The following is a 24,013-nucleotide window of genomic DNA, read 5'->3' as shown; positions in this document are numbered from 1 at the left end:
CGCCGGACAGGATGCCCAAGCAGGCGAACAATGGGGCTCATGGAGCTAAGCACCAGGGAGGTCCATGGATGGAGGCGATCAGCATCGGCGCTGGAATCCATGGGCTGCGTACCGGTGCTTCTCCCGCGGAAAGGCTGGCCCGGGAGATCCAGAGTGCGGGCCAAGCAGCCGGTTAACCAGCTCGTCCCCCAAAACCGGTCTGGTCTTGAGGGACGAACAGCGCATTTTCCAGCGCTGAGGTGCGCAGCCTAGAAGCCGAGGCGTCCAAGCTGCTTCGGGTCGCGCTGCCAATCCTTGGCAACCTTCACATGCAGGTCCAGGTAGACCTTGGTGCCCAGCAGCTTCTCGATGCCCTGGCGGGCGTTGGTGCCGACCTCGCGCAGGCGCGAACCGCCACGGCCAATGATGATGGCCTTCTGGCTGGAGCGCTCAACGAAGAGCGAGACGTGGATGTCGATCAGCGGATTGCTTTCGCTGCGTCCTTCGCGGGGAACCATCTCTTCGACGACGACGGCCAGCGAGTGCGGCAGTTCGTCGCGCACGCCTTCAAGGGCGGCTTCGCGAATCAGCTCGGAAACCATCTTGGCTTCCGGCTCGTCGGTCAGCTCGCCGTCCGGGTACAGCGGCGGGCCCACTGGCAGGTGCTCTGCCAGCACGTTGGCCACCTCTTCGACCTGGAATTCCTTGACAGCCGAGACCGGAACGATTGCGGCGAAGCCGTTCTCGCCGAAGTTCTGGGTGCCCATCTCGGCCACCGCAACCAGCTGCTGCGCGAGCTGTTCGCGGTCCACCAGGTCAGCCTTGGTGACCAGGGCGATGATCGGCTTGCGCTGCAGCTGAGCCAGCTGCGTGGCGATGTAGCGGTCGCCCGGGCCGATCTTCTCATTGGCCGGGATGCAGAAGCCGATCGCGTCCACCTCGGAGAGGGTGTCGGCGACCAGGTCATTCAGGCGCTGGCCGAGCAAGGTGCGCGGACGGTGCAGGCCCGGGGTATCGACCAGGATCAACTGCGCATCCTCGCGGTGCACGATACCGCGGATGGTGTGGCGGGTAGTCTGCGGCTTGGCCGAGGTGATGGCCACCTTCTGGCCCACCAGCGCATTGGTCAGGGTGGACTTGCCGGCATTCGGGCGGCCTACGAAAGAGGTGAAGCCGGAGCGGAAGCCCTCAGGCCATCCGCTGGATGCAAGCAGGTTGTGGTTTTCACTCATGTGAGGAATCCTCGTCGTTCTCAATATGGTCGGATGCATCTGTTTCCAGACGCTCTACATGGATTTTGCCGATACGGTTGCGGCGGCCCGCGAGGGCTACCACGGTCAGGCGCAGGCCGTGCACTTCAGCGGTGGAACCGAGTACCGGCACCGATTCCAAGGCCTTGGAGAGCAGGCCGCCGACGGTGTCGACGTCCTCTTCCTCGATGTGCATGTCGAAGTGGTCGGCAATATCGTCAATGGATGCCGCCGCCACGGCGAAAATCGACCCGTCAGGGTTCTGGATCAATTCGGCCCTCGAACGATCATACTCGTCATCGATTTCGCCAACGATTTCCTCAAGCAGGTCTTCCAGGGTCACCAGGCCCGCGGTGCCGCCGTACTCGTCGATGACGATGGCCAGGTGGATGGATTCCTGCTGCAGTTCCTGCATCAGCTCTGCTGCCGACTTCGATTCGGGAACAAAGCGGACCTTTCGCGCCAATTCGGCCAGGGTCCGGGCCTGCTGCAGACCGTGGATCTCGCGGATCAGGTCCTTGAGGTAGATGATGCCCTGGATATCATCGGTGTCCTCGCCGATCAGCGGGATGCGGGAGAAGCCCGAGGCGATGAACAGGTCCATGGCGCTGTGGAAGGAATGATCCGCATCCAGCACCACCATGTCGGTGCGCGGCACCATCACCGAACGAACGCTGGTCTCCTCCAAGTCGATCACCGAGGAAATCAGTTCGGCCGATTCCTCATCCAGGTCCTCGCCTTCGGAGGCGCGATCCACCAGATCACGCAGTCGTTCCTTGCCCAGGTAGCCGTCGCCATCCACGCCGCCGGGGCTCAGCGCCTTGGCGATGGATGCCAACCACGTGGTGATGGGTCCGAGCACCAGGCGCAGGAAGCGGACCAGGGTGGCGGTGGACTGCACGACGTTCTGGGCGTTGGAACGCCCGTAGCGACGTGGCGACACGCTGACCAGGACGAATCCCAAGGCGGCCATCGCAATAGTGGAGATCATGCCGATCAGCCACACATTCTCGATCCACTGCGAAACGAGCAGGGCTACAGCGACAGCGGAAGCGGTCTCGAACCAGATCCGCCAGAACTTCACTGCCTGGGCGTGGGTTTCTGTTTCATCCAGAATTGCGGACAGCGATTTGGAATTGGACTCGGCGCGCAGGCGTTCAGCAGCGTGCCGGGATAATGCGTAGAAGGCTGAGTCTGCGGCAGTCAGCACGGCCGAGAAGGCCATGAAAACAAGGGCGAGAATCAGCAAAATTATTTCCACGGGGTTATTCCACCGTTTCCTTTGGCGCGGGGCGGCCGGTGTAGCTCTCTAGCAGCTGGCGCTGCAGCGCAAACATCTCTTCCTTTTCTGCTGGCTCCATGTGGTCGAAACCCATGAGGTGCAGCAGGCCGTGGGTGGTCAGCAACAGGATTTCATCGTGGGTGCTGTGGCCCCCGGCCTTGGCCTGCGCTTCGGCGACGGCAGGGCAGATGACGATGTCGCCAAGGATGCCGCTCTCCCCCGGCGCACCGGCAGTTCCTGGGCGCAGCTCATCCATCGGGAAGCTCATCACATCGGTGGGGCCTTCGAGGTCCATCCACTCGACGTGCAGGGCGCTCATGGCATCCTCGTCGATGAAAACGATCGATACTTCGGTTTCCGGATGCAGGAACATTGCCCGCATCACCGATTCTGCCAAGGCGTTGACATCCTTGAGATCGACGTCGTATTCGGTTTCGTTATTTACTTCAATGCTCATTTGCTGCGGCGTCCCCGGTTGTGGTCTTTGCGTCGGGTGTCATCCCAACGGTCGTAAGCAGTAACGATGTCGGCAATCAGACGGTGGCGAACCACATCCGAAGAGTCGAGTCGGCAGATGCTGATGTCGTCGATGCCGTCAAGGACATCGCTGGCCATGCGCAACCCGGAGGTCGCATTGTTGGGCAGATCCACCTGGGTGACATCCCCCGTCACTACCATCTTGGAACCGAATCCCAGGCGGGTCAGGAACATCTTCATCTGTTCACTGGTGGTGTTCTGCGCTTCATCCAGGATCACGAAGGCGTCATTGAGGGTGCGTCCACGCATATAGGCCAGCGGAGCGACCTCAATGGTTCCGGCCTCGAGCAATTGCGGAATGGTTTCCGGATTGATCATGTCGTGCAAGGCATCGTAGAGCGGGCGCAGGTACGGGTCGATCTTCTCGGTCAACGAGCCCGGCAGGAAGCCCAGCTTCTCCCCTGCCTCAACGGCAGGCCGGGTCAGGATGATGCGGTTGACCTGCTTGTCCTGCAAGGCGGCGACGGCCATGGCCATGGCCAGGAAGGTCTTGCCGGTACCGGCTGGGCCAATGCCGAAAGTAATTGTCGAATCCTCTATGGCGTCGACATAGCTCTTCTGGTTCACGGTCTTGGGGCGGATGGAACGTCCGCGCCCCGAGAGGATCTTCAGGCCCAGGACGTCGGTGGGTGCATCCGGATTGCCGGCGCTGAGCATCTTGATGATCTGCTCGATCGTTTCGGCGCTCATGCGCGAGCCGCGAGTGGCCAGCGAACGGGCTTCTTCGGTGACGCGCTGGGCCTTGCGGACTTGCTGCGGTTCACCTACCAGAGCCAGGGATTGGCCGTTGGGGCGGAAGCTCACCTGCGGGTAGGCGCCGGAGAGAATACGCAAGAGCTCGTCATTGGGACCGAGGGTGGCAATCATGAGCTCAGCTGTATCGAAACTGATGGTGAGCGATGCGGATCCGTTCTCCGCTGTCGCCTTATTCTGTTCAACCTGCATGCAGTGCGCGGCGCCCCTTTGCGAGCTTGGTGGTAATCGTGATTTGTCCTGCTTGCCATTCTATCGAGTCGCAGGCCAATCCGGAGAAAATTCAGGTCTCAGCGTAAGCAGTAGAACCTGAAAGTAGTCTTGAATGATGCTAATCGGGGCAAGTGGCGAACATATAGATTTGGTTACGGATTAGTAAGTTGGGCCATTTTTCTGCAGTTAGCCGCTTCTGATATGGCAAGCTTGAGAGCGGTTCCAATACGGCCAGGAGCCACAACAGCTAAAATCACCACGGATTGGTACGCAGTGCAATCAAGGATCTTGCGGAAGATTCCACGCCGATTCGGCGTTTTGGGAATCACTGCCGCTCTCGTCGTCGCCGCAGGATGCGGTCTGACGAATCGCGAGAGCTCCTATGAGATGCCATCGACCGCCGTGGCTGAATCGCTGAACCTGCCGAACGCCACCGACGCTGGCGAGGATGTCGGCATCGCGGCTAGCCTGCCCATCTACTGGCTGGAAAACACCGATACCGGCGTGTTCCTGTACCGCGAGTACATCGAGGACACCCGCCATCAGGAACCCATCGGCGATGCGATCTGGACGCTGCTCTCAGCCGACCCGATGAAGCCGAAACGCTATACCCATTTGAAGCCCACCGATGAAATCGGGGTTTCAATCAATAATGCGAATGTCATCACCTTGGATCTGCCGGCCAAGGTCTTCAGCGCCAATCTCGACCAGGGCCTGTCGGAGCGCGCCATCCAGCAATTGGTCTTCACCGCTACGGCAGCTGCCGCCAGCGCTGGACTGGTCGTGGGCGAGCTTCCCGCAACGGTCCGCATCCTGGTTGACGGCCAGGCAAATGCCACAGTCTTCGACGGTTTCCGGCTCAAGGATGTCTACGAGCGCGATGCGGCGTTCATTGCACCGATCTGGATCATCGATCCGCAGTTCAACAAGACCTTGGCGGATGGCTCGATCAAGATTAACGGCCGAACCACCCAGTTCGACATCGGCACCTTCTACTCCTTGCAGCGCAAGGACGCCGACGGCAAGCTCACGGTGATGACCGCTCAGAAGCAGGTCAACCCCGGGCAGATCAATGCCGACGGTTCATTCACCCTGACCACCGATCTGCGTGCCGGCTCATACCGCCTGACTTTCTGGGGCGTTGAGACCGAATCGGACCATCTGGTCGGCAAGGTCACCAGCGACTTCCGCGTCGAGTAACGCAGCATCCAGCGCTGCAGCCCCCGCCGGAAGTCCTGGACATGAACCTGGGCGCCCATTGTCCGGGCCAGCTCCTGAACTGGTGGCGGCTGAGCATTCTTGGCCTGCTGGCAGGATTTCCAGTGCCATTGCCGTGGACAGCGTCGTGATCCGATCGGCTGCCGCATCCGCGTATCCGGCCCGCAGCGACTTCGCGTTCCCCGTCCCGAGGCCTTTTCTCGGCTCGAACCCGTTGCGCCGGCCGGAGACGAAATTGCTCCGCAGATCCCGGCAGGCACATGCCTGCCGGGATCTGCGGAGCAATTCACCTGCTAACCGGAATTCTGGAACCTAGATTTCGCCGATCAAATGGCGGATCAAGACCAGGGCCGCGGGGCCCGCGGTCGAGGCACGCAGCACATGCTGGCCCAGCAGGGCTGGTTGGGCGCCGGCATCGACGAAGGACTGCAGCTCCGTTTCGGAGATGCCTCCTTCTGGCCCGACGATCATGATGATCTCCTGGCCGGTCCGCGCATCGGCGAGCCACGACTGCACACGCCGGGCCACCGATTCCGCGGCCTGCTCGTGCAGAACCAGAACCAGTGCGCCATTTGCGGTATCGGCCGCGATGGCCTTGGCCAGTTCCTTGGAACCCAGCGGGTCCAGTACCTCTGGCTCATAGGCGCGGCGCGACTGCTTCTGCGCCGAGCGCACCTGGGCGCGCCACTTGGCCATGGCCTTGTCGACCTTGGCCGCGTTCCAGCGCACGATCGAGCGGTCAGCCTGCCAGGGGCGTACCGACAGCACGCCCAGTTCCACGCCGGACTCGACAGCTTGCAGGTCGCGATCCCCCTTGGACAGCGCCTGGACCAGGGTGACCGGGTGATCGCTGACCGCTTCCTCGGCACGGCGCAGGACCTTCACGCTCAGCAGGTCCTTGGCGGTGCCGATGACCTCCACAGTCAGGCGCAGCCCCTTGCCATCCAGCAGGTCCAGGTGCTCGCCCGCGGAGACCCGTTTAACGGTGACCGCGTGGTGCGCTTCGGAGCCATCCAGTTCAAGAATGTCCCCGACCGTTGCGTCCCGGCCCTGCTGGGCGTCGATGACGAAGCTGTGGTTGCTCATGCCTAGCGCTGGTTCAGCTTGTCGCGCAGGCGGGAGAACATGCCGCCGCTGTGCTCCACACGGCCGGCCGAGAGTTCTTCGCCACGCAGCTTGGCCAGTTGCTCGAGCAGATCGCGCTGGGCAGCGTCGAGCTTGGTCGGCGTCTCCACCTGCAGGTGCACGATGATGTCCCCGCGCTTGCCTCCGCGCAGGCGCGGCACACCGAGGCCCGGCAGGGTGACGGTGTCGCCATCCTGGGCGCCTGGCTCCACATTGATGGACTGGCCGCCGTCGAAGGTTTCCAGCTTCAGCTCGCAACCCAGTGCGGCGGCGGTCATTGGCAGGCTCATCTTGGCGTGCAGGTCGGTGCCGGCGCGCTCGAAGACCTTATGGCGGCGCACGTCGATCTCGACGAACAGGTTGCCGTTAGGCCCGCCGCCCGGGCCGGCTTCGCCCTGTCCGCGCAGCTGGATGCGGGTGCCGGAGTCGACACCTGCAGGAACGTTCAGCGACTTGGACACATGCTCGCGCACCCGGCCTTCGCCGTTGCACTCCAGGCAGGGGTCCGGGATGGTGGTGCCGAAACCGCGGCAGGCCGCACAGGTTTCCACGGTCATCATCTGGCCCAGGAATGAACGCACTGGACGCTGCACCTGGCCTGCGCCATGGCAGATGTCGCAGGTGACCGGGCTGGTGCCTTCGCGCGTGCACGAACCGTTGCACGTCTTGCAGGTGACAGCGGTTTCCATCTCCAGCGGGTAGACCGTGCCCTTGACCGCGTCTTCCAGGTCGATGGTGATGGTGATCAGCGCGTCGCGGCCCGGCTGGGTGCGTGATGCCGGGCCCTGGGCCTGGCCGCCACCGAAGAACTGCTCGAAGATGTCGCCGAAGCCGCCAAAGCCCTGGCCGCCACCGCCGAAGCCCGGGTGGCCGTTGCCGTTCTCATCGCCGGTGGCGTCGTAGTTGGAGCGCTTGGTCTGGTCGGAAAGGACTTCGTAGGCTCGGGTGACCAGCTTGAACTGTTCTGCAGCGTCATCGCTAGGGTTTACATCCGGGTGCAGCTTACGCGCCAACTTGCGGTAGGCACTCTTGATTTCCTGCGGGGTCGCGTCCTTGGCGACGCCTAGGGTCTCGTAATGCGAGCTCACGTTATTCGCCGTGTCCTTTCCTGAGAATCTTGAAATTCGGTAGTGCCGGGCGGTGCCCAGCGAGGCTAGTTAGCCAAAATCTTCGACAGGTACCGTGCCACCGCACGAACCGAGGCCATGGAGGTTGGATAGTTCATCCGGGTGGGGCCCAGGACCCCGAGCTTGTTGCGCACATCGGTGCCGTAGGTGGTGGCGACCACGGCGGCTTCCGACAGCTGCCCGTAGTGGTGCTCGGTGCCGATGGCCACGGCCACGCCGCGCGAATCGGCTTCCAGCTCGGAGAAGAGCTTGAGCAGCACTACCTGCTCCTCGAGCGCCTCGAGCACCGGGGTTATGCTCAGCGGGAAGTCCCCTTCCACGCGGGCGAGGTTCGCGGTGCCTGCCATGATGATGCGTTGCGCGTTGGCCGCCTGGGCCATTTCTTCCAGCGCACCGATCACCTGGTCCACCAGGGGGTCGGCCTGCTGCGTCGAACTGCGCTCGATGCGGGTGAGCCGGCCGGCAAGTTCGGCAAGCTTCACTCCCCCGAAATTGTTGAGCAGCCACAGCTTCAAGTCATCCAGCTCATCATCGCTGTAGGAACGCTGGACCGGCATCATGCGCTGATCCACCGTGCCATTGGAAGCGATCATCACCATCAGCACCTGGGCCGAGCCCAGTCCGACCAGATCGAGGTTCTTCAACGAAGCGGTGTCGTAGTGCGGCACCTGGATCATTGCTACCTGGTTGGTCAACCGCGCCAGGAGGCGAACGGTGCTCTTGAGCATCTCGTCCAGGTCCGTGGAGCTGTCCAGGATCTTGTTGATGGCGTCGCGTTCAGCCCGCGACAGCGGCTTGAGCTCGCCGATCTCATCGACGAAGCGGCGGTATCCCTTTTCGGTGGGGATCCGTCCGGAGGAAGTATGCGGAGCGACTATGAGCCCCTCTTCTTCCAGCATAGCCATGTCATTGCGGATCGTCGCGGCGCTGACACCGAGGTTGTGCCGGTCAAGGAGCGCTTTGGAACCCACTGGCTCACGGGATTGGACGTAGTCCTCCACGATGGCACGCAGAACGTCTAGGCGTCGCGGCTCTGTCACAACAGCACCTCCTTGGATTCCCTGTGCCCGGCTTTGGCACTCTAACCTGTCAAGTGCCAAGTCTAATACGTTCAGCAGTTGCTAGCATTGGATTTCGAGCGTATTCGATCACAGCGAAAGGCAGTACGTGACTAATTACTCCTGGGGACCACGGGATCTGAGTGCACCGGCACCGAAAAAACTCCGCCAGGTCCCTGTTGAACGTGGCATGATTCTGGAAGATGCCACCTCAGGATGGGTAGGAGAAGTCATCCGTACCGAGAAATCCGGTGGCATGCGCGTGATCGTGCTCGAGGACCGCCACGGCAAGACCCGCTCCTTCCAGGCGGGCTTTGGGTTCTTCCTCGAAGGCGAAGCGGTGGAGATCATTGATCCCGTTGCCAAGGCCGCACCGCCCCATAAGCTGGTCTCGGCTTCGGGTTCGCGTGCCGTTGCCGGACTGAAGGCCCGGGAGGCCAGGGCAAGCCGCATCTGGGTAGAAGGCAAGCACGACGCTGAGCTGGTTGAAAAAGTTTGGGGCCACGACCTGCGTGTTGAAGGCATCGTCGTTGAACCGCTGCATGGCGTGGACGATCTTGCCGGGGCTATCCGCGACTTCGCCCCCTCCGCGCAGCGCCGCCTGGGAATCCTGGTTGACCACCTGGTTGCCGGAAGCAAGGAATCGCGCATCGTTGCCGAGGCGATGAAGGTCCCCGGTGCAGCGCAAAACGTGCTGATCCTCGGCCACCCGTACGTGGATGTATGGCAGGCGATCAAGCCTGCGACACTGGGCATCAAGGCTTGGCCGGTGATCCCCAAGGGCACCGATTGGAAAACCGGTGTGCTCCGGGCCTTTGGCTGGCCGCACTCCACCGCGGAAGACATCGGCATCGGATGGCAGCGGCTCTTGTCCACGGTGCAGCATTACGGGCAGCTTGAACCGCAGCTCTTGGGCCGGATTGAAGAATTGATCGATTTTCTCACGACCGAAGATTACGGTTTCCTAACGATTGACTAATAGTTGGAGATTAGTCTGCGAATCTCCCCGTGCGCCCAGCCGCGGTCGCTATGATAAGAGGAACCACACTTAGCAAGACAAGGAAAAATAGTGACATCACGCCAGACGAAGCCATCGGAGAATTCCCGCTTCGAAGGTTCCAGGACCTCTGCGCTGCCGCTGACTCCTTCAGAAGATCGCCAGTGGGCAATGATGGCCCACTTCGGTGCCATCTTGGGTTGCGTTCCTTCGGCAATCGTCTTTGCCGTATTCCGGGACCGTGGCCCGTTCACTGCACAGGAATCGAAGGAAGCGTTCAATTTCACGTTCCCGCTGACCATTCTCGCCATCGTATTCAATGTGCTCATGGTCTTGCCGGTGATCGGCTGGCTTTTCGCAGTACTCGCCGTGGCCCTCTGGGTCTTCATGACGGTCTCGGGCGCCCTTGCTGCCATCCAGGCCAACAAGGGACGCCCTTACCGCTACCAATTCAATCTGCGGCTGATGAAGTAGCAGCGGTTTCCCAGTCTTAGAAATCGAGCAGTTCACGCACCACGAGGTCGGCCAGGAGCCGGCCTCGCTGCGTTAACACCAATGTGCCGGCGAACGCGGCCTTGGCATCAATCAGCTCGTCGGCGATCAAGCCGGCGACTTTCTTGCGTCCGGTTTCATCGAGCTCGCTAATCGTCATGCCCGAACCCAGCCGGGTCAACAGCATCGTGCGCTCAAGCTGCACGGCCTCGGCATCCGGGTATTCGCGGCCGTGGCCCGGGGAGATTCCAGCATCGATCCGTTGCTGATACGCGGCTGGATGCTTCACATTCCACCAGCGCAGCCCGCCAACATGGGAATGCGCGCCGGGGCCTGCGCCCCACCAGTCGCCGCCCTGCCAGTAAGCGATGTTGTGCTGGCAGGCATTCGCCGGGGTCTTCGCCCAGTTGCTGACCTCGTACCAGGAGAAACCGGCCGCGGCAAACATGTCGTCGGCCAACTGGTACTTTTCGGCATGGTCGTCATCATCGATGTTCGGTACCTCGCCACGGCGAATCTGGGCCGCCAGCTTGGTGCCTTCCTCGATGATCAGCGCATACGCCGAAATGTGATCAGGTTCGTAGCTCAACGCGGCTTCGATGCTGGTGCGCCAGTCTGCCAGGCTCTCCCCCGGAGTGCCATAAATCAGATCGACACTGACATCCAGGCCGGCCTCGCGCGCCCACGCAACGGCTTGCGGAACGCGCTTCGGATCATGGGTGCGCTCAAGCACCTTGAGCACGTGGGGCACCGCGGACTGCATGCCGAAGGACACGCGGGTGAACCCGCCGTCGGCCAGCTCCTGCAGGCTTTCGCGGGTCACCGAATCCGGGTTGGCCTCCGTGGTGACTTCCGCACCCGGCTTCAGGCCGAAGTCGTCGCGGATCCGGCCGAGCACCGAGACCAGGTCTCCGGCGGGCAGCAGCGTGGGAGTTCCGCCGCCGAAGAAGACAGTTTCAATTTCGCGGTGCGGTTGGCCCGAACGGTCCATCACCTCGCGGGCGAAGCTGATTTCCTTGCTGACGGTGGCAGCGTAGGTTGCTTGGCTGGAACCGGAGCCCAGCTCCGTGGCGGTGTACGTGTTGAAATCGCAGTAGCCGCAACGGACGGTGCAGAACGGAATATGCACATAAAAGGACATGGTCCGCCCCTGTGCCTCATGCGCGCATGAGGCAGGGAGCAGACCATCGGCCGGAGCCGGATCGCCGTCAGGCAGTACTGAAGGCATTTACTTCTTTTTCGGCTCGTCGGTGGACAGTGCGGCAATGAAGGCTTCCTGCGGAACCTCCACGCGGCCGACCATCTTCATGCGCTTCTTGCCTTCCTTCTGCTTTTCCAGCAGCTTGCGCTTGCGGCTGATATCGCCGCCGTAGCACTTGGCAAGAACGTCCTTGCGGATTGCGCGGATGTTCTCGCGGGCAATGATGCGCGAACCGATCGCGGCCTGGATTGGAACTTCGAACTGCTGGCGAGGAATCAGCTCACGCAGCTTCGAGGTCATCATGGTCCCGTAGTTGTAGGCCTTGTCGCGGTGCGTAATGGCGCTGAAGGCATCCACTTGCTCGCCCTGGAGCAGGATGTCGACCTTGACCAGATCTGCAACCTGCTCGCCGTCGGCCTTCCAGTCCAGCGAAGCATAGCCGCGGGTCTTGGACTTGAGGTGGTCGAAGAAGTCGAACACGATCTCAGCCAGCGGAAGGTGGTAGCGCATTTCGACACGGTCCTCGGAGAGGTAGTCCATGCCGCGCATGGTGCCGCGGCGGGTCTGGCACAGTTCCATGACCGAGCCGATGAATTCGCTGGGCGCCAGGATGGTGGCGGCAACCATTGGCTCGTGGACTTCCAGGATCTTGCCATCCGGGAATTCCGAGGGGTTGGTGACCGTAATCATTTGCTTGTCTTCGCCCATGACCTCGTACACCACGTTCGGCGCCGTGGAAATCAGGTCCAGATTGAATTCGGATTCCAGCCGCTGGCGGGTGATTTCCAGGTGCAGCAGGCCCAGGAAGCCCACGCGGAAGCCGAAGCCCAGGGCCACGGAGGTTTCCGGTTCGTAGGTCAGCGCAGCATCGTTGAGCTGCAGCTTATCCAGCGCATCACGCAGTACCGGGTAGTCGGTGCCGTCCATCGGGTACAGGCCGGAGAAGACCATTGGCTTGGCCTCTTCGTACCCGCCCAGGGACTCGGTGGCCGGCTTGTGGAAGTTGGTGACGGTATCGCCGACCTTGGACTGGCGCACGTCCTTGACACCGGTGATCAGGTAGCCCACTTCGCCAACGCCCAGGCCCTTGGTGGGCTCGGGGTTCGGCGAGGATACGCCGATTTCCAGCAGTTCGTGGGTGGTGCCGGTGGACATCATCTGGATCTTCTCGCGAGGAGACAGATTGCCATCGACAACTCGAACGTAGGTCACCACGCCACGGTAGGTGTCGTATACGGAGTCGAAGATCATTGCGCGAGCCGGAGCCTTGGCATCGCCGACAGGCGGCGGGAGCTGCTTGATGACCTCATCGAGCAGTGCTTCAACACCTTCACCGGTCTTGCCCGAAACCTTCAGCACGTCTTCTGGCTCGCAACCGATCAGGTTGGCCAGCTCGGCAGCGTACTTTTCCGGCTGCGCGTTGGGCAGGTCGATCTTATTGAGCACAGGGATGATCGTCAGATCGCCCTCGATAGCCAAATAGAGGTTGGCCAGGGTCTGCGCCTCGATGCCCTGGGCGGCGTCAACTAGCAGGATCGCGCCTTCGCAGGCGGCCAGCGAACGCGAGACTTCGTAGGTGAAGTCGACGTGCCCGGGGGTATCGATCATGTTCAGTGCATAGGGGGTGCCATCTTCGGCTCCCCACGGCATGCGCACAGCCTGGGACTTGATGGTGATGCCGCGTTCGCGCTCGATGTCCATGCGGTCGAGGTACTGTGCCTTCATGTCGCGGGCAGCGACAACGCCGGTCAGTTGCAACATCCGGTCGGCCAGGGTCGACTTACCGTGGTCGATATGGGCAATGATGCAGAAGTTACGGATGAGCGACGGATCGGTCGCGGCAGGCACCGGAGCGGTGCGGGCCAATGGAGACACCTAAACAGACCTCACTAGCTGACTAAAAGACATAGTTGGATTAGCTTCCATTCTGTCATGATTTCCGCGTCTTCTCATATTTCGACAGCCTGAAACTGATAGTTTGTCGTCCATGGCACTGAATCCAGAGAAGATATTTAGCATCGTCATGCGCGCGCTGAAGGAAATCAGCAAGGTCCGCGCAAATTCGGCAAGCAAGCGCCCGGCCAGCAACCGCGGGGCCAGCGGGTCCCCGAGCACTGCCGGAAGCCGCTCTCGTGCCAACTCCATGCAGGATTCTCCAGCGGGTGCTGGCTACCCGGGTGATTACCGTGGCAAGATTCACTACGAGTACAACCCGGCGAAGGACGGCAACGCCGATCCGGGAGAAATTGTCTGGACTTGGGTTCCCTATGAAGAGGATTATTCGCAGGGCAAGGATCGCCCGGTGCTGATCGTCGGCCGTGATAGTGGCTGGCTGCTGGGGTTGATGCTCACCAGCAAGGACAAGAACAACTCGGATCACCGCGACCGCAACTACATGGACATCGGTACCGGGGACTGGGACCGCGAGCGGCGTCCGAGCGAGGTCAAGCTCGATCGCATTATCCGAGTCGGCGAGCAAGCCGTCCGCCGCGAAGGCGCCATCCTGGATCGCGAACGCTTCTCAAATGTGGTGAACGCCCTAAACGAACGCGCATAAGCACTCGTTGTCAGGCTCCCTATCTGATAAAGTTAATCTTTGTGTGTTGCGCAGGTTGGGCAACACGCCCCCTTCGGGTCGCCATAGGTGCCCCACACCGCTCAGTCGATGGCCTGAAGGATGAACCCTCTACCGACCGTATAAAACGATAAACGAGAGAGTTTATTAAAGTGGCTAACATCAAGTCCCAGAAGAAGCGTATCCTGACCAACGAGAAGGCACGTCTGCGTAACGTAGCTGTCCGTTCCGAGGTCAAGACCGTGATCCGTAACGTCAACGAGGCAGTAGTCTCCGGTGACAAGGAAAAGGCAACCGAGGCACTGCGCCTGGCTGGCAAGAAGATCGACAAGGCTGTAAGCAAGGGTGTTCTGCACAAGAACAACGCTGCTAACCGCAAGTCGGCTATCGCCAAGAAGGTTAACGCCCTCTAAGCCGAGCTTAGACTTCATCAACTCCCCCGCACTCATCGAGTGCGGGGGTTTTGTTTTGCCCGGAACTGCTCATCGAAGCTTCCAGGCAGGCACGCGCTGATGGCTAGCCTTCATTAAAGAGCAGTGGGAGCGCGCAGGAGTGCATCGTGCCCGCCCCCACCTGGAACCTCAGCGGCTAGCGTCCCGGAGCCTTGCCTGCAATGAACATGATGGCGTGTTCCAGCGCGTAGCCCGGTGAACGGCTGCCGCCCTTGACCATGCGGTCGGTATTCGCTATTTCTTCGACGCACAGGGCAAGATCGCTGCGTTTCCAGCCGCGAGCCTGCTGCTGCGCCTGCTGAACTTGCCACGGCGCCATCCCCAACTCGGATGCCAATGAAGCTGCGGGTTCATTCACGCCGGCGACCTTGGCGATCTGGCGGCCCTTCATCGCCAAGGTGGCCACAATGGGAATCGGGTCGGTTCCAGTACCCAGCGCATGGCGCAAAGTGCGAAGCGCCATCTGGGCGTTGCCGGAAATTGCGGCATCGGCCACCTTGAACGCAGTTGCTTCAACCCGGCCGCCGTAGTACCTGTCGACCGTATCCTGGTCAATGGTTCCCGTGGTGTCGGCAATCAGCTGGGAGCAGCTCGATCCAAGCTCTGCCAGCGAGTTGCCTACCGCCGCTACGAGGGCTTTGACCGCGTCATTGGTAATCCGGCGCTTGGCGGCCTTGAATTCGGACTGGACGAAGTCGATCTTCTCGGAGTCCTTTTTCACCGGTTGGCAATTGACGATCAGGGCACCGGCAGCTTTGATTGCGTCAATCAGCTTCTTGCCGCGCGTACCACCCGAGTAATGCATGATGAGCACATTCTCGGGAGCCTGGTCTTTCAGGTAGGCCAGGGCGTCCTTGAGGAAGTACTCGTTCATGTGGGCCAGTTCGTGGACCTCGACCAGATTGGCGCTGGAAAACAGCGAAGAGCTGGTGGCCATGAGCAGCTCTCCAGGCTCGTACTTTGCCGCGTCAAGACGCGTGTGCTGGATATCGTCCCGCTGGGATGCCTGGGAACGCAGCAATTCGAAGGCGCGCGAAGCGAGGTAATCCTCTGAACCGGTCAACAGGATCAGTGGTTGCGGGCGCAGTTCCCGCCATGAGATACCCGGATTTGCTTGGGCGCGTGCCATCGAACTCCTTAGTGCATCGGTCGATATAACGATCCTACCGAACTGGCGTACCCAGGGCGGTACCCAGAACGCCCTGGCTGGTAAATGTGAGCAGTACGGTACCCGATTGGTCGGTGCGAATCACCGTCGCGCCGACCTGCTGCGCCATCTCCAGGGTTTCGGGGTGCGGATGGCCATAGGAATTATCCTTCCCCGCGGAGACCAGCAGGATCTGCGGACGGATCTGCTCGATGATTTCGGTACCGCCGTTGCGTGCCCCATGGTGCGAGGCTTTCAGGATCGCTGCATGCCCTTGCGGATGCAGGCGCAGCAGGCGATCCATGGCTTCGGTTTCCATGTCCCCGGCTGTGAAGAGATCGATGGTTCCGGACCCGGTGGAAAAGCTGAACCGGATGACCAGCGATGTATCGTTGGGTTCGGCGTAATTCGCGAAGCGCGCCTCGGGGCCCACGACTTCGAAGCCCACCTCCCCTGCAGCCTGCCGCGTACCGGGCTCCAAGGCGCGTGCACCGGGCCATAGTTCAAGGTCGAACCCGGTCGAGACCAGGCGTTCACCAATCTTTACGTGCGAATTCTCCAGCTCGCCCACGGCCCCGAAATGGTCGCTGTGGGTATGCGTGATGAAGACCTTGCTCAAGGTGCTGATGCCCAGCCGCTCCAGGCACAGCAGCAACCCGCTCTCCGGTGGTCCGGTATCGATCAGCCAGCCCTCTGAATCCCCCAGATTGATGACGAAGGCGTCGCCCTGGCCCACATCGCACATGGCAATGCTCCAATGCGGCGCGATATCTTCCCGGTAGAACAGCGTCGCAGGCAGAACGAGCGCTACGGCGAATACCAGGATCGCTCCCAGCACGCTTAGGGACACCTGCCTGACCCGGAGCCTCTCGGTTTCCCGGCCCAGCACCAGCAGGGTGCAAAGCACCAGGGAGAGCATCACTGCCAAGACGATTCCGGGTAGGCCTTCGGGCCACGGCCGGGCGGCACCGGGGAGCCCGGAAACGAAATGGGCCACCTGGCCAATGGCTTCTGCCGGCAGCCCCGGAACCCAGATCAGCACCGATTCCAGCGCTGGCCACGGCGTGCACAGCAGCAGGCAGGCCATGCCGAGCGCAGTAATCAAGGGCAGCAACGGCGCGACCACGAGGTTCGCGGGCAGCGAGTACAGGCTGAAATCCGAATTCAACGCGATGACCACCGGCAGGCAGGTGAACTGTGCCGCGCAGCAAATGGCCGTCAGCTGCGCGAACCAGGCCGGGAATATGTGGAGAAGAATTTCGGTCAGGGCCGGGGCGAGCATGATGATTCCCAGGGTCGCCAGCATCGACAGGGCGAAGGCCGGTTCGGCACCCAGCGAGCGATCGATAGCCAGCAAGGCGGTTCCGCTCAGGCACAGTATTCCCAGAGAGCCTTGGCCACGACCCAGCAGCACCGAGATGACCGCAATGCTGCCCATCAGGCTGGCGCGCAGGACACTGGGATCCGGCCCGGCAAACCAGGCGAAGAGCCCGACCACGCCAATCATCAAGATCGCGCTGGGTGCCCGTGGCACCGAAAACAGCCGGAGCAGCACCAGCACAATGGCCCCGATCAGGGCAATGTTCGATCCGCTCACCGCGGTCAGGTGGCTCAACCCGCTGGATCTCATCGCCTCGCTCAACGCTTCGTCCTGTCCGGAACGATCGCCATAGAGCATGCCAGGCAGCAGCGCCTGGGCATTGTCCGGCAGGCCGCGCAGGCCCTGGGTGAACCGTTCCTTGAGGTAATCCGCGGCGGTAGGCTCAACCCAGGAGCTCACCTGCGGTTCACTGGCGGCATGCGCCCACCAATCGAAGGCGCCGGCAGCTGCTGCTTCCAAGTCGAGGATGGTCTCGAACTCGCCCGCAGTGGCCGGCACCCCGAAATCAATGGTGAGGAAGACCGGCACCCGGCATGGCACCCATTGGCCGTTGGCCCAGTACCGCTGGATTTCCGCCCGGCCGGCGGCAGCCCCCTGGCCCTGCGCGGTGGCCGGGTCCTCGAAGCGGACCACGGCACGGCGCTGTTGCTCGCCGGCGCCCGGCAGCTGGCACTGGGGGTCGGTGAAGGCCAGGCTGCTGACGGCCACCACCCCCAGGAGCAGGATAATGGGACCGGTAAACCATGGCGCCGCGTAGGCGCGGTCGTGCCGGGGCCGCAATAGCAGGAACAGCAGGATAGCCATCAGCGCGGAAAGTACCCAGAGCAACCAGACTGGGAGGGTGAAGTAGGCGGCGGTCCACGCGCCGCCCAGCAGCCACAGGCCGCGGAAATCGGTGTTCACGGGATCACCAGTTCGCTCAGCTGGCCCAGCAGCGCCGGACCGATGCCCGGTACCGCATCCAGCTCTTCCACGGAGCTGAACGGGCCGTTCTCGGTGCGGAAGTCGATGATCCGGGCTGCCAATGCCGGACCGATCCCCGGAAGCTCCTGCAGGGTCTGGGAATCGGCACTGTTGAGCGAAATCTTCCCGCCTGCCGTCGCGCTCGGTGCCGCGGCTAGTTCCGTGGCCGTTTCGGCGCCCGGAAGGACCACCTGCTGGCCGTCGACCAGTTTGGCCGCCAGGTTCACCATCTGCGCACGTGCGCCTTTGGCCAGCCCGCCGGCGGCGTCCACCGCGTCGGCAATCCGCGAATCCACGGGCAGCTGGTAGACGCCGGGCTTCTTCACCGCGCCGACCACGTGGACCGTGATCTCGGGTGCGGCCGGGCTCGGGGACTGGTGGTCCGCCGGCGCCGAAGCGGACGGGTCGGATACCAGCGGAACTGTTTCAAGCTCCTGGGCGACCGGCGGTGGCGCGAGCAGGATGGAGATCGCAATCCAGGCGAGCACCACGATGACCAGCACCAGCACGGCCACGCGCGAGATCGCGAATCTCAGGCGACCGGGACGTGGCGCGTATTTGTTGAAAAAGTCGTGGCGGCCCATGGGCCACAGTCTGGGCTATGGTGCCGGCGGCCGATCCAGGATGGACGCCGACTGTGGATAGCTGGGGGCGACGCACACGGCGATCACGCCCAGGCCGGTATGCGCGGCCAGCACCGCCGGAAGGGACTCGACCACGACCGGCATGGCGCTGAACGGCGCCAGTTCGGTGGCGATTTCCTCGGCCAGTTCCTCGGCGCCGAAATGCATCACCCCCAGCCGCACCTCGCCACTGGCGTCGCGGGCATCGCGCAAGGCCAGGGCGACCAGCCGTGCGGTGGCGCGCGCGAAGGAGCGGGGCTTTTCCAGGGCGACGATCGAGCCCTCGGCAATCCCGAGGATCGGCTTGAAATTCAGCAAGCTGCCGACCACGGAGGACAGCGCGCTGATCCGGCCGCCGCGGCGCAGCTGCTCAAGGCTTGGCACCGCGAAGTACACGGTGTTGGCGGTGGCCGTGCCGGCGATCTGCTCGAGCATCTCCAGCGGGGCGCCGGCGGCGCGGGCAGCCAGCACATCGGCCACGGCAAATCCCTGGGGCAGGCACACGGTGCGCGAATCGACCACGGTGATTGGTGCGTCAAAGCTGCGGGCCGCCAAGCGGGCCGCCTCCACGGTGCCCGACAGCGCCCCGGACATGTGGATCGAGATGATCGACTCGCAGCCGGCGTCGAGCAGCTGCCGGTAGGCGCGTTCGAACTCGCCTGGCGCCGGGCGCGAGGTTTTCACCGCCTTGCCCATGGCCAGGCCCATCATCAGCGCCTGCAGGTCTTCGCCGTGCACATGGTTGTCCACGATGATCGGGATCGGCACTTCGATGAAGTCCGGATGCGGCCCGAAATGCCCGGGCAGGCAGGACGCCGAATCGGAGACGACCCCGATGCGGGTACGCGAAAGCCCGCGCGGGGCCAGCCACTTGGGCAGCCAGCCCGCGCGCGAGCTTTTCTGGCGTTCAGTCATGAGCCGAGCTTACGGGGCGGGAACCACGTTCACGAGCTTCGGCGCACGCACGATGACCTTCAGCGGCTCCTTGCCATCGAGCATGCGGATCACCGACTCGTGGGCCAGGGCCTGGGCGCGCAGCTGCTCCTCGGTGATGTCCACCGGAACCTCCAGGCGGGCACGGACCTTGCCCTTGATCTGCACGACCGCGGTGATGGTGTCATCGACCAGCAGCGACTCGTCCACTTCAGGCCAGGCGCTGGTGACCACGGAGGGCGCATAGCCCAGCGCTTCCCACATGTCCTCTGCGGTGTACGGGGCGAACATGCTCAGCAGCTGGGCGGTCACCGTGGCGGCCTCGCGCACTGCCGGGTCCGCTGCCCCGGCACCGGAGTCGATGGTCTTGCGGGTCGCGTTGACCAGCTCCATGGTCTTGGCGATGACCACGTTGAACTTGCCCGAATCCAGCAGCGCGGCGGATTCATGCACGGTGCGGTGGGTGACCTGGCGCAGCGCCTTGTCCCCTGCCGCGTAGTCCACGCCGGCCTCGCTGGTGGTGTCCTGGGCGATGCGCCAGGCGCGGGCCAGGAACTTCTGCGAGCCCGATGGGGAGACATCGGCCCAGTCCACGTCGTCCTCCGGCGGGGAGGCGAAGACCATGGTCAGGCGTACCGCGTCGACGCCGAACTTGTCCAGCTGCTCGCCCAAATCCACGCCGTTGCCCAGCGACTTGCTCATCGCCTTGCCGCCGTTCAGGACCTGGCCCTGGTTCAGCAGCGCGGAGAACGGCTCGGTCGCGTCGATCAGGCCCAGGTCGTGGATGACCTTGGTGAAGAAGCGCGAGTACAGCAGGTGCAGGATCGCGTGCTCGACCCCGCCGACGTACTGGCCTACCGGCATCCAGTCGCGCCCGGCCTTCGGGTCGAAAGGGCCCTGCGTGTACTGCGGGGAGACGAAGCGCAGGAAGTACCAGGAGGAATCCACGAAGGTGTCCATGGTGTCGGTGTCGCGCTTGGCGGCGCCGCCGCACTGCGGGCAGGCCACGTTGACCCATTCCTCGGCGGCGGCCAGCGGGGAGGTGCCCTTCGGGGCCAGTTGCTCGCCGCGCAGGTTATCGGGCAGGCGCACCGGCAGCTGGTCGTCGGGAACCGGGACCTCGCCGCAATCGGCGCAGTGGATGATCGGGATCGGGGTGCCCCAGAAGCGCTGGCGGGACAGCAGCCAGTCGCGCAGGCGGAAGTTGATGGTGTGCTTGCCGGTGCCGGCAGCTTCCACGATCTCAATGGCCTTGGCGATCGCCTCGGTCTTCTCCAAACCGGACAGCTGCCCCGAATTGACCAGCTGGCCTTCGCCCGCGGTGGCGGTGCCGGTTTCGTTCGGGTCTTCCAGACCGGTTTCGACGACCACGCGTACTGGCAGGTCAAAGGCCTTGGCGAAGTCCAGGTCGCGCTGGTCGTGTGCAGGCACGGCCATGATGGCTCCGGTGCCGTAGTCGGCCAGCACGTAGTCCGCCGCCCAGACCGGCACCTTCTCCCCGGAGAGCGGGTTGATCGCGTAGCGGCCGGTGAATACGCCGGTCTTCTCGCGTTCGCTGGACTGGCGCTCGATCTCGGACAGGGCCTTGACCTGCTCCTGGTATTCCTCCAAGGCGGCGCGGTGCTCATCGGTGACCAGTTCGCCAGCCAGCTGCGCGTCGGCGGCGACCACCATGAAGGTAGCACCGTACAAGGTGTCCGGGCGGGTGGTGAAGACCGGGATCTGCAGCGCAGGCTTGTCCTCGTGCGCTTCGATCCCGAAGGTGACCTCGGCCCCTTCGGAACGGCCGATCCAGTTCTTCTGCATCAGCAGCACGCGCTCAGGCCAATGGCCCTTGAGCTGCTCCATGTCCTCAAGCAGGCGGTCAGCGTATTCGGTGATCTTGAAGTACCACTGGTTCAGCGACTTCTTGGTCACCGCAGTGCCGCAACGCTCGCAAGCGCCATTGACGACCTGCTCGTTGGCCAGCACGGTCTGGTCCTTCGGGCACCAGTTCACCGGGTGGTCCTTGCGGTAGGCCAGGCCCTTCTCGTAGAACTTGTTGAACAGCCACTGGGTCCAGCGGTAGTACTCCGGATCCGAGGTGTGCAAGCGGCGATCCCAATCGGCGGAGATCGCGTAGCGCTTGAAGCTGGCGGCCTGGGTATCGATGTTCTTGTAAGTCCACTCGGCAGGGTGGGCATTGCGCTTGATCGCGGCATTCTCTGCGGGCAGGCCGAAGGAGTCCCAGCCGATCGGGTGCATCACGTCATAGCCGCGCAAGCGCCAGTAGCGCGCGACCACATCGCCCATGGCGAAGGCCTCGGCGTGGCCCATGTGCAGATCGCCCGATGGGTAGGGGAACATGTCCAGCACATAGCGGCGTTCGCGGCTGCCATCATCGGCGGGCTTGAACACCTGTAGTTCGTCCCACACCGGAAGCCACTTGGACTCGATGTCCTTGAAGTCGTAGGTCCTGGGTTCGTTCGTCGATGATGTCACGCTGCTCTTCTCACACGCTTTGCGGAAAATTTCCGATAGGAAAAACTTGTTCTTGGTTCCAGACACAACAAAAGCCCCCAAATTTCCACTCGGGGGTACGGCCAACGGGCCGTGCTCAGGCTAGGTTGCGCTTCGGATTCATATCGCGATTCTATCGCATATCCCCTGCCCACGCGCGCATCGATGAAGCGCAAGATTGCACACAGCGGCAAACGCGGCGCCACCGCAGTTATCCACATCCCGCAGCTGCCCGCAGGGGCAGGAGCTTCCAGCGCCCGATCATGGAGCCATGAACGCGCCAGCCCTGATCGCCGCATTGCGCACCGCATGCCAGGCCCCGATGCACCTCGGACCGGCCTTGTCCGGTGCCATGGTGCTGCGCCTTGGCTACCTGTGCCTGGCCCTGTATGCCGCGCTGGGCAAGCTGGTGCGCGATGCGGGCGACCCGCGCCTGGTCCTGGCGCATCTGCAGCTCACCGAAAGGTTCGCCCAGCAAGTCCATTGCGAGCAACACGCCGGCGCACTGCATGCCGAGGCCACCGGCGCCCGGGCGCTGGCACTGGACAGCTACGCGGCCCTGCGTTTGCCCGCGGATGACCCCGACGCCATCACCGACGGGCTCTTTGCCGGGGAACCGAACCTTGCCCCGGGGCGCTGCTGCTACAAGGACACCGCCCAGCTGCTGGCCGCATGGCTGGGCATCAGCTACTTCGAAGCCCAACGGCGCATTGCCGACGCGCACCTGCTCATTGGCCGGCGCACCCCCGATGGCGGCATCTGCGCGCCGCGTTTCAAGCATCTGGCCGAACTCTACGGGCAGGGCGCAGCCAACCGCCGGGCCATCGCTTCCGCCGCGCGGCGCCTTGAACGGCTCGAACCGCAGGACACCATCTTTGACGGCGTGCCCGTGCCGCTGCTGGCGCATGGCACCGATGGCCGCAGCCTGGACCAAGCCGCGGCCCACTCCCTGCGGGAGCTGGGCCCCGCCGCCGCGCAGAAGCAGATCAGCACCTCAATCAGGACCTACAAAGAACTGCACGGCAAGCAGCTGCCTCCCAAGCTCGGCATGTTCATCGGCCCGGTGAAAAACGGCGTGCATTTCTTCTCGCTGCGCACCGATGCCACCGACGCGCAACTGGTTCATTCGGTACTCACGCAGGCCGGCAACCCACGAACCAAGGCCGGCCGGGCCGATCGCGATCCCCAGCAGCAGCGCCCGGCGGGTTCGGGATCCAGCGCCAGCGGCGGCCCGCGAGAGGGCCAGGACTCCCAAGCGGACCAGGAGTCCACGGCAGGCCAGAACGCTGGCAACGGAAGTGGAGCCGCACCCGAGCCGCCGTCGTGGCTGCGCAGCGATCAGCCCATGCCGCCGTGGGCCGAAGAGGAACCAGAAGCTCACGATGGCCAGAACCCGGACGGCGGCCGCACCGCAAAGCAGGCAGAGGCCCAAGGCGAACCGCAAGACGGGGCGCAAGACGGGGCGCAAGACGAGCCGCACCTGCAGGACTCCCCCGCCGGGCAGCCCGATGTGCATCGTCGCCGGCTCAACGCGTTCATGGCGCTGTTGCGCGCACCATTTGCTGGCGGCGATCGAAAAGTCGTCATCCCGAAGTTCGTGGTCTACCTGTGGCTCGCGGATCTGCAGAACCTGGCGGACGCGCACGGCATGACCGCAAATGGCATCGACATCCCGCCCGGAGAACTCCGGCAGCTGCTCGCCAGGGCGAACATCATCCCGATGGTCCTCGGCGGCAACAGCCAAGTGCTGGATATGGGGCGCAAGATGCGCTACCACAAAGGCCGGATCCGCGAAGCGATCATGGCCCGGGATCGCGGCTGCATCGTGCCCGACTGCACCGTGCCGCCGGATCATGTCGAAACCGACCACTACCAGAAGCCCTGGTCCGAAGGCGGCGAAACCAGTGTCTGGTCCGGGGCGGGAATGTGCACGTCCGATCACCACAAGCGCCATGCCGGACAGCTCGAGGTCGTCGATGTCGATGGGCTGCCGCACGTGGTCATGCCTGCACATGTCGATCCGGAGCAAAAGCCCCGCCGCAATACCTATTGGGACGCCCGGCAAGCCGGCGAGTCCCCCGCGCGCCGCAGACCCGCCGCGCAGGAAACCACGCGTCCAGGCCAGGAAGACACCCCTGAGGCCGCATCGGGCGATTGAGGCGATTGAGCTGCCCCGCGGGTTAAACCGGCAACGCCCCAACCACCCCT

20 protein-coding genes are annotated in these 24,013 nt (G+C 63.1%); 6 read left to right on the top strand and 14 right to left on the bottom strand.

Annotated features, from left to right (window positions below; all coding sequences use genetic code 11):
- Positions 1-248: 248 nt before the first annotated feature.
- The 4 genes from era to ACNPM8_RS16495 are packed head-to-tail and all read right to left on the bottom strand — an operon-like array spanning position 249 to position 3,993.
- Positions 249-1,211: a GTPase Era gene (era, locus tag ACNPM8_RS16510; RefSeq protein ID WP_105658337.1), complete on the bottom strand. Its 963-nt coding sequence runs from the start codon at positions 1,209-1,211 to the stop codon at positions 249-251.
- Complete coding sequence (locus tag ACNPM8_RS16505; protein WP_105658336.1) at positions 1,204-2,490, bottom strand: hemolysin family protein; 1,287 nt, start codon at positions 2,488-2,490, stop codon at positions 1,204-1,206. Before ACNPM8_RS16505 ends, era begins: the two co-directional genes overlap by 8 nt.
- Before the next feature lie 4 nt (positions 2,491-2,494).
- Positions 2,495-2,968 (bottom strand): rRNA maturation RNase YbeY, encoded by a 474-nt coding sequence (ybeY, locus tag ACNPM8_RS16500; RefSeq protein WP_105658335.1) that lies wholly within the window; start codon positions 2,966-2,968, stop codon positions 2,495-2,497.
- Positions 2,965-3,993, bottom strand: a complete 1,029-nt coding sequence (locus ACNPM8_RS16495) for a PhoH family protein (protein WP_332486201.1) — start codon at positions 3,991-3,993, stop codon at positions 2,965-2,967. Before ACNPM8_RS16495 ends, ybeY begins: the two co-directional genes overlap by 4 nt.
- A gap of 309 nt (positions 3,994-4,302) precedes the next feature.
- Here ACNPM8_RS16495 and ACNPM8_RS16490 point away from each other — a divergent pair, with 309 nt between their 5' ends.
- Positions 4,303-5,214 carry a GerMN domain-containing protein gene (locus ACNPM8_RS16490; protein WP_332728102.1) on the top strand — a complete coding sequence of 304 codons (912 nt, stop codon included), beginning with the start codon at positions 4,303-4,305 and terminating at the stop codon, positions 5,212-5,214.
- A 330-nt stretch (positions 5,215-5,544) separates the two neighbouring features.
- Here the strand turns inward: ACNPM8_RS16490 and ACNPM8_RS16485 are convergent, their stop codons facing one another.
- From ACNPM8_RS16485 to hrcA, 3 genes are all read right to left on the bottom strand, one after another.
- Complete coding sequence (locus ACNPM8_RS16485; protein WP_332731228.1) at positions 5,545-6,318, bottom strand: 16S rRNA (uracil(1498)-N(3))-methyltransferase; 774 nt, start codon at positions 6,316-6,318, stop codon at positions 5,545-5,547.
- 2 nt (positions 6,319-6,320) lie between these two features.
- Complete coding sequence (gene dnaJ / locus ACNPM8_RS16480) at positions 6,321-7,445, bottom strand: molecular chaperone DnaJ (protein ID WP_105658331.1); 1,125 nt, start codon at positions 7,443-7,445, stop codon at positions 6,321-6,323.
- 65 nt (positions 7,446-7,510) lie between these two features.
- Entirely contained in the window at positions 7,511-8,524 is a 1,014-nt protein-coding gene (gene hrcA / locus ACNPM8_RS16475; RefSeq protein WP_105658330.1) for a heat-inducible transcriptional repressor HrcA, read from the bottom strand.
- A gap of 127 nt (positions 8,525-8,651) precedes the next feature.
- Between hrcA and ACNPM8_RS16470 the strand changes: the two genes are divergently transcribed.
- Both ACNPM8_RS16470 and ACNPM8_RS16465 read left to right on the top strand, forming a co-directional pair.
- Entirely contained in the window at positions 8,652-9,521 is an 870-nt protein-coding gene (locus ACNPM8_RS16470) for a DUF3097 domain-containing protein (protein ID WP_448940226.1), read from the top strand.
- Between the two features lie 90 nt (positions 9,522-9,611).
- On the top strand, positions 9,612-10,013 hold the full coding sequence (locus ACNPM8_RS16465) for a DUF4870 domain-containing protein (RefSeq protein WP_105658328.1): 402 nt from the start codon (positions 9,612-9,614) through the stop codon (positions 10,011-10,013).
- 16 nt (positions 10,014-10,029) lie between these two features.
- Here ACNPM8_RS16465 and hemW read toward each other — a convergent pair whose 3' ends face one another.
- Positions 10,030-11,259 (bottom strand): radical SAM family heme chaperone HemW, encoded by a 1,230-nt coding sequence (gene hemW / locus ACNPM8_RS16460; RefSeq protein ID WP_448940225.1) that lies wholly within the window; start codon positions 11,257-11,259, stop codon positions 10,030-10,032.
- Positions 11,260-13,107 (bottom strand): translation elongation factor 4, encoded by a 1,848-nt coding sequence (gene lepA / locus ACNPM8_RS16455; RefSeq protein ID WP_105658326.1) that lies wholly within the window; start codon positions 13,105-13,107, stop codon positions 11,260-11,262. It abuts the gene before it with no gap.
- Positions 13,108-13,219: 112 nt separating this feature from the next.
- On the opposite strand from lepA, the gene ACNPM8_RS16450 reads away from it, so the two are divergent.
- Positions 13,220-13,789 (top strand): type II toxin-antitoxin system PemK/MazF family toxin, encoded by a 570-nt coding sequence (locus tag ACNPM8_RS16450; RefSeq protein WP_105658325.1) that lies wholly within the window; start codon positions 13,220-13,222, stop codon positions 13,787-13,789.
- Between the two features lie 170 nt (positions 13,790-13,959).
- A complete protein-coding gene (rpsT, locus tag ACNPM8_RS16445; protein WP_105658324.1) occupies positions 13,960-14,220 on the top strand; it encodes a 30S ribosomal protein S20 in 261 nt (86 codons plus the stop codon).
- 175 nt (positions 14,221-14,395) lie between these two features.
- Here rpsT and holA read toward each other — a convergent pair whose 3' ends face one another.
- The 5 genes from holA to leuS are packed head-to-tail and all read right to left on the bottom strand — an operon-like array spanning position 14,396 to position 21,787.
- Positions 14,396-15,388: a DNA polymerase III subunit delta gene (gene holA, locus ACNPM8_RS16440; protein ID WP_448940224.1), complete on the bottom strand. Its 993-nt coding sequence runs from the start codon at positions 15,386-15,388 to the stop codon at positions 14,396-14,398.
- Positions 15,389-15,422: 34 nt separating this feature from the next.
- Positions 15,423-17,690: a ComEC/Rec2 family competence protein gene (locus ACNPM8_RS16435; protein WP_448940223.1), complete on the bottom strand. Its 2,268-nt coding sequence runs from the start codon at positions 17,688-17,690 to the stop codon at positions 15,423-15,425.
- Positions 17,687-18,334 (bottom strand): helix-hairpin-helix domain-containing protein, encoded by a 648-nt coding sequence (locus ACNPM8_RS16430; RefSeq protein ID WP_400342385.1) that lies wholly within the window; start codon positions 18,332-18,334, stop codon positions 17,687-17,689. Before ACNPM8_RS16430 ends, ACNPM8_RS16435 begins: the two co-directional genes overlap by 4 nt.
- Positions 18,335-18,349: 15 nt before the next feature.
- Complete coding sequence (locus tag ACNPM8_RS16425) at positions 18,350-19,288, bottom strand: DegV family protein (RefSeq protein ID WP_332594740.1); 939 nt, start codon at positions 19,286-19,288, stop codon at positions 18,350-18,352.
- Between the two features lie 9 nt (positions 19,289-19,297).
- Positions 19,298-21,787 (bottom strand): leucine--tRNA ligase, encoded by a 2,490-nt coding sequence (gene leuS, locus ACNPM8_RS16420; RefSeq protein ID WP_448940222.1) that lies wholly within the window; start codon positions 21,785-21,787, stop codon positions 19,298-19,300.
- A gap of 289 nt (positions 21,788-22,076) precedes the next feature.
- Here leuS and ACNPM8_RS16415 point away from each other — a divergent pair, with 289 nt between their 5' ends.
- The gene (locus tag ACNPM8_RS16415; protein WP_448940221.1) at positions 22,077-23,963 is read left to right on the top strand and encodes a hypothetical protein; all 1,887 of its coding nucleotides are present in this window, start codon (positions 22,077-22,079) and stop codon (positions 23,961-23,963) included.
- The last annotated feature ends 50 nt before the right edge of the window (positions 23,964-24,013 follow it).

This window comes from Glutamicibacter sp. AGC46, assembly GCF_053543715.1.
This window is presented reverse-complemented; position numbering and strand designations above follow the sequence as displayed.

Coding starts and splice junctions, on each gene's coding strand:
- ybeY (WP_105658335.1), bottom strand. CDS start 2,968: ATGAGCATTGAAGTAAATAACGAAACCGAATACGACGTCGATCTCAAG.
- ACNPM8_RS16450 (WP_105658325.1), top strand. CDS start 13,220: ATGGCACTGAATCCAGAGAAGATATTTAGCATCGTCATGCGCGCGCTG.
- ACNPM8_RS16425 (WP_332594740.1), bottom strand. CDS start 19,288: ATGACTGAACGCCAGAAAAGCTCGCGCGCGGGCTGGCTGCCCAAGTGG.
- ACNPM8_RS16495 (WP_332486201.1), bottom strand. CDS start 3,993: ATGCAGGTTGAACAGAATAAGGCGACAGCGGAGAACGGATCCGCATCG.
- ACNPM8_RS16485 (WP_332731228.1), bottom strand. CDS start 6,318: ATGAGCAACCACAGCTTCGTCATCGACGCCCAGCAGGGCCGGGACGCA.
- ACNPM8_RS16430 (WP_400342385.1), bottom strand. CDS start 18,334: ATGGGCCGCCACGACTTTTTCAACAAATACGCGCCACGTCCCGGTCGC.
- ACNPM8_RS16415 (WP_448940221.1), top strand. CDS start 22,077: ATGAACGCGCCAGCCCTGATCGCCGCATTGCGCACCGCATGCCAGGCC.
- hemW (WP_448940225.1), bottom strand. CDS start 11,259: ATGCCTTCAGTACTGCCTGACGGCGATCCGGCTCCGGCCGATGGTCTG.
- era (WP_105658337.1), bottom strand. CDS start 1,211: ATGAGTGAAAACCACAACCTGCTTGCATCCAGCGGATGGCCTGAGGGC.
- holA (WP_448940224.1), bottom strand. CDS start 15,388: ATGGCACGCGCCCAAGCAAATCCGGGTATCTCATGGCGGGAACTGCGC.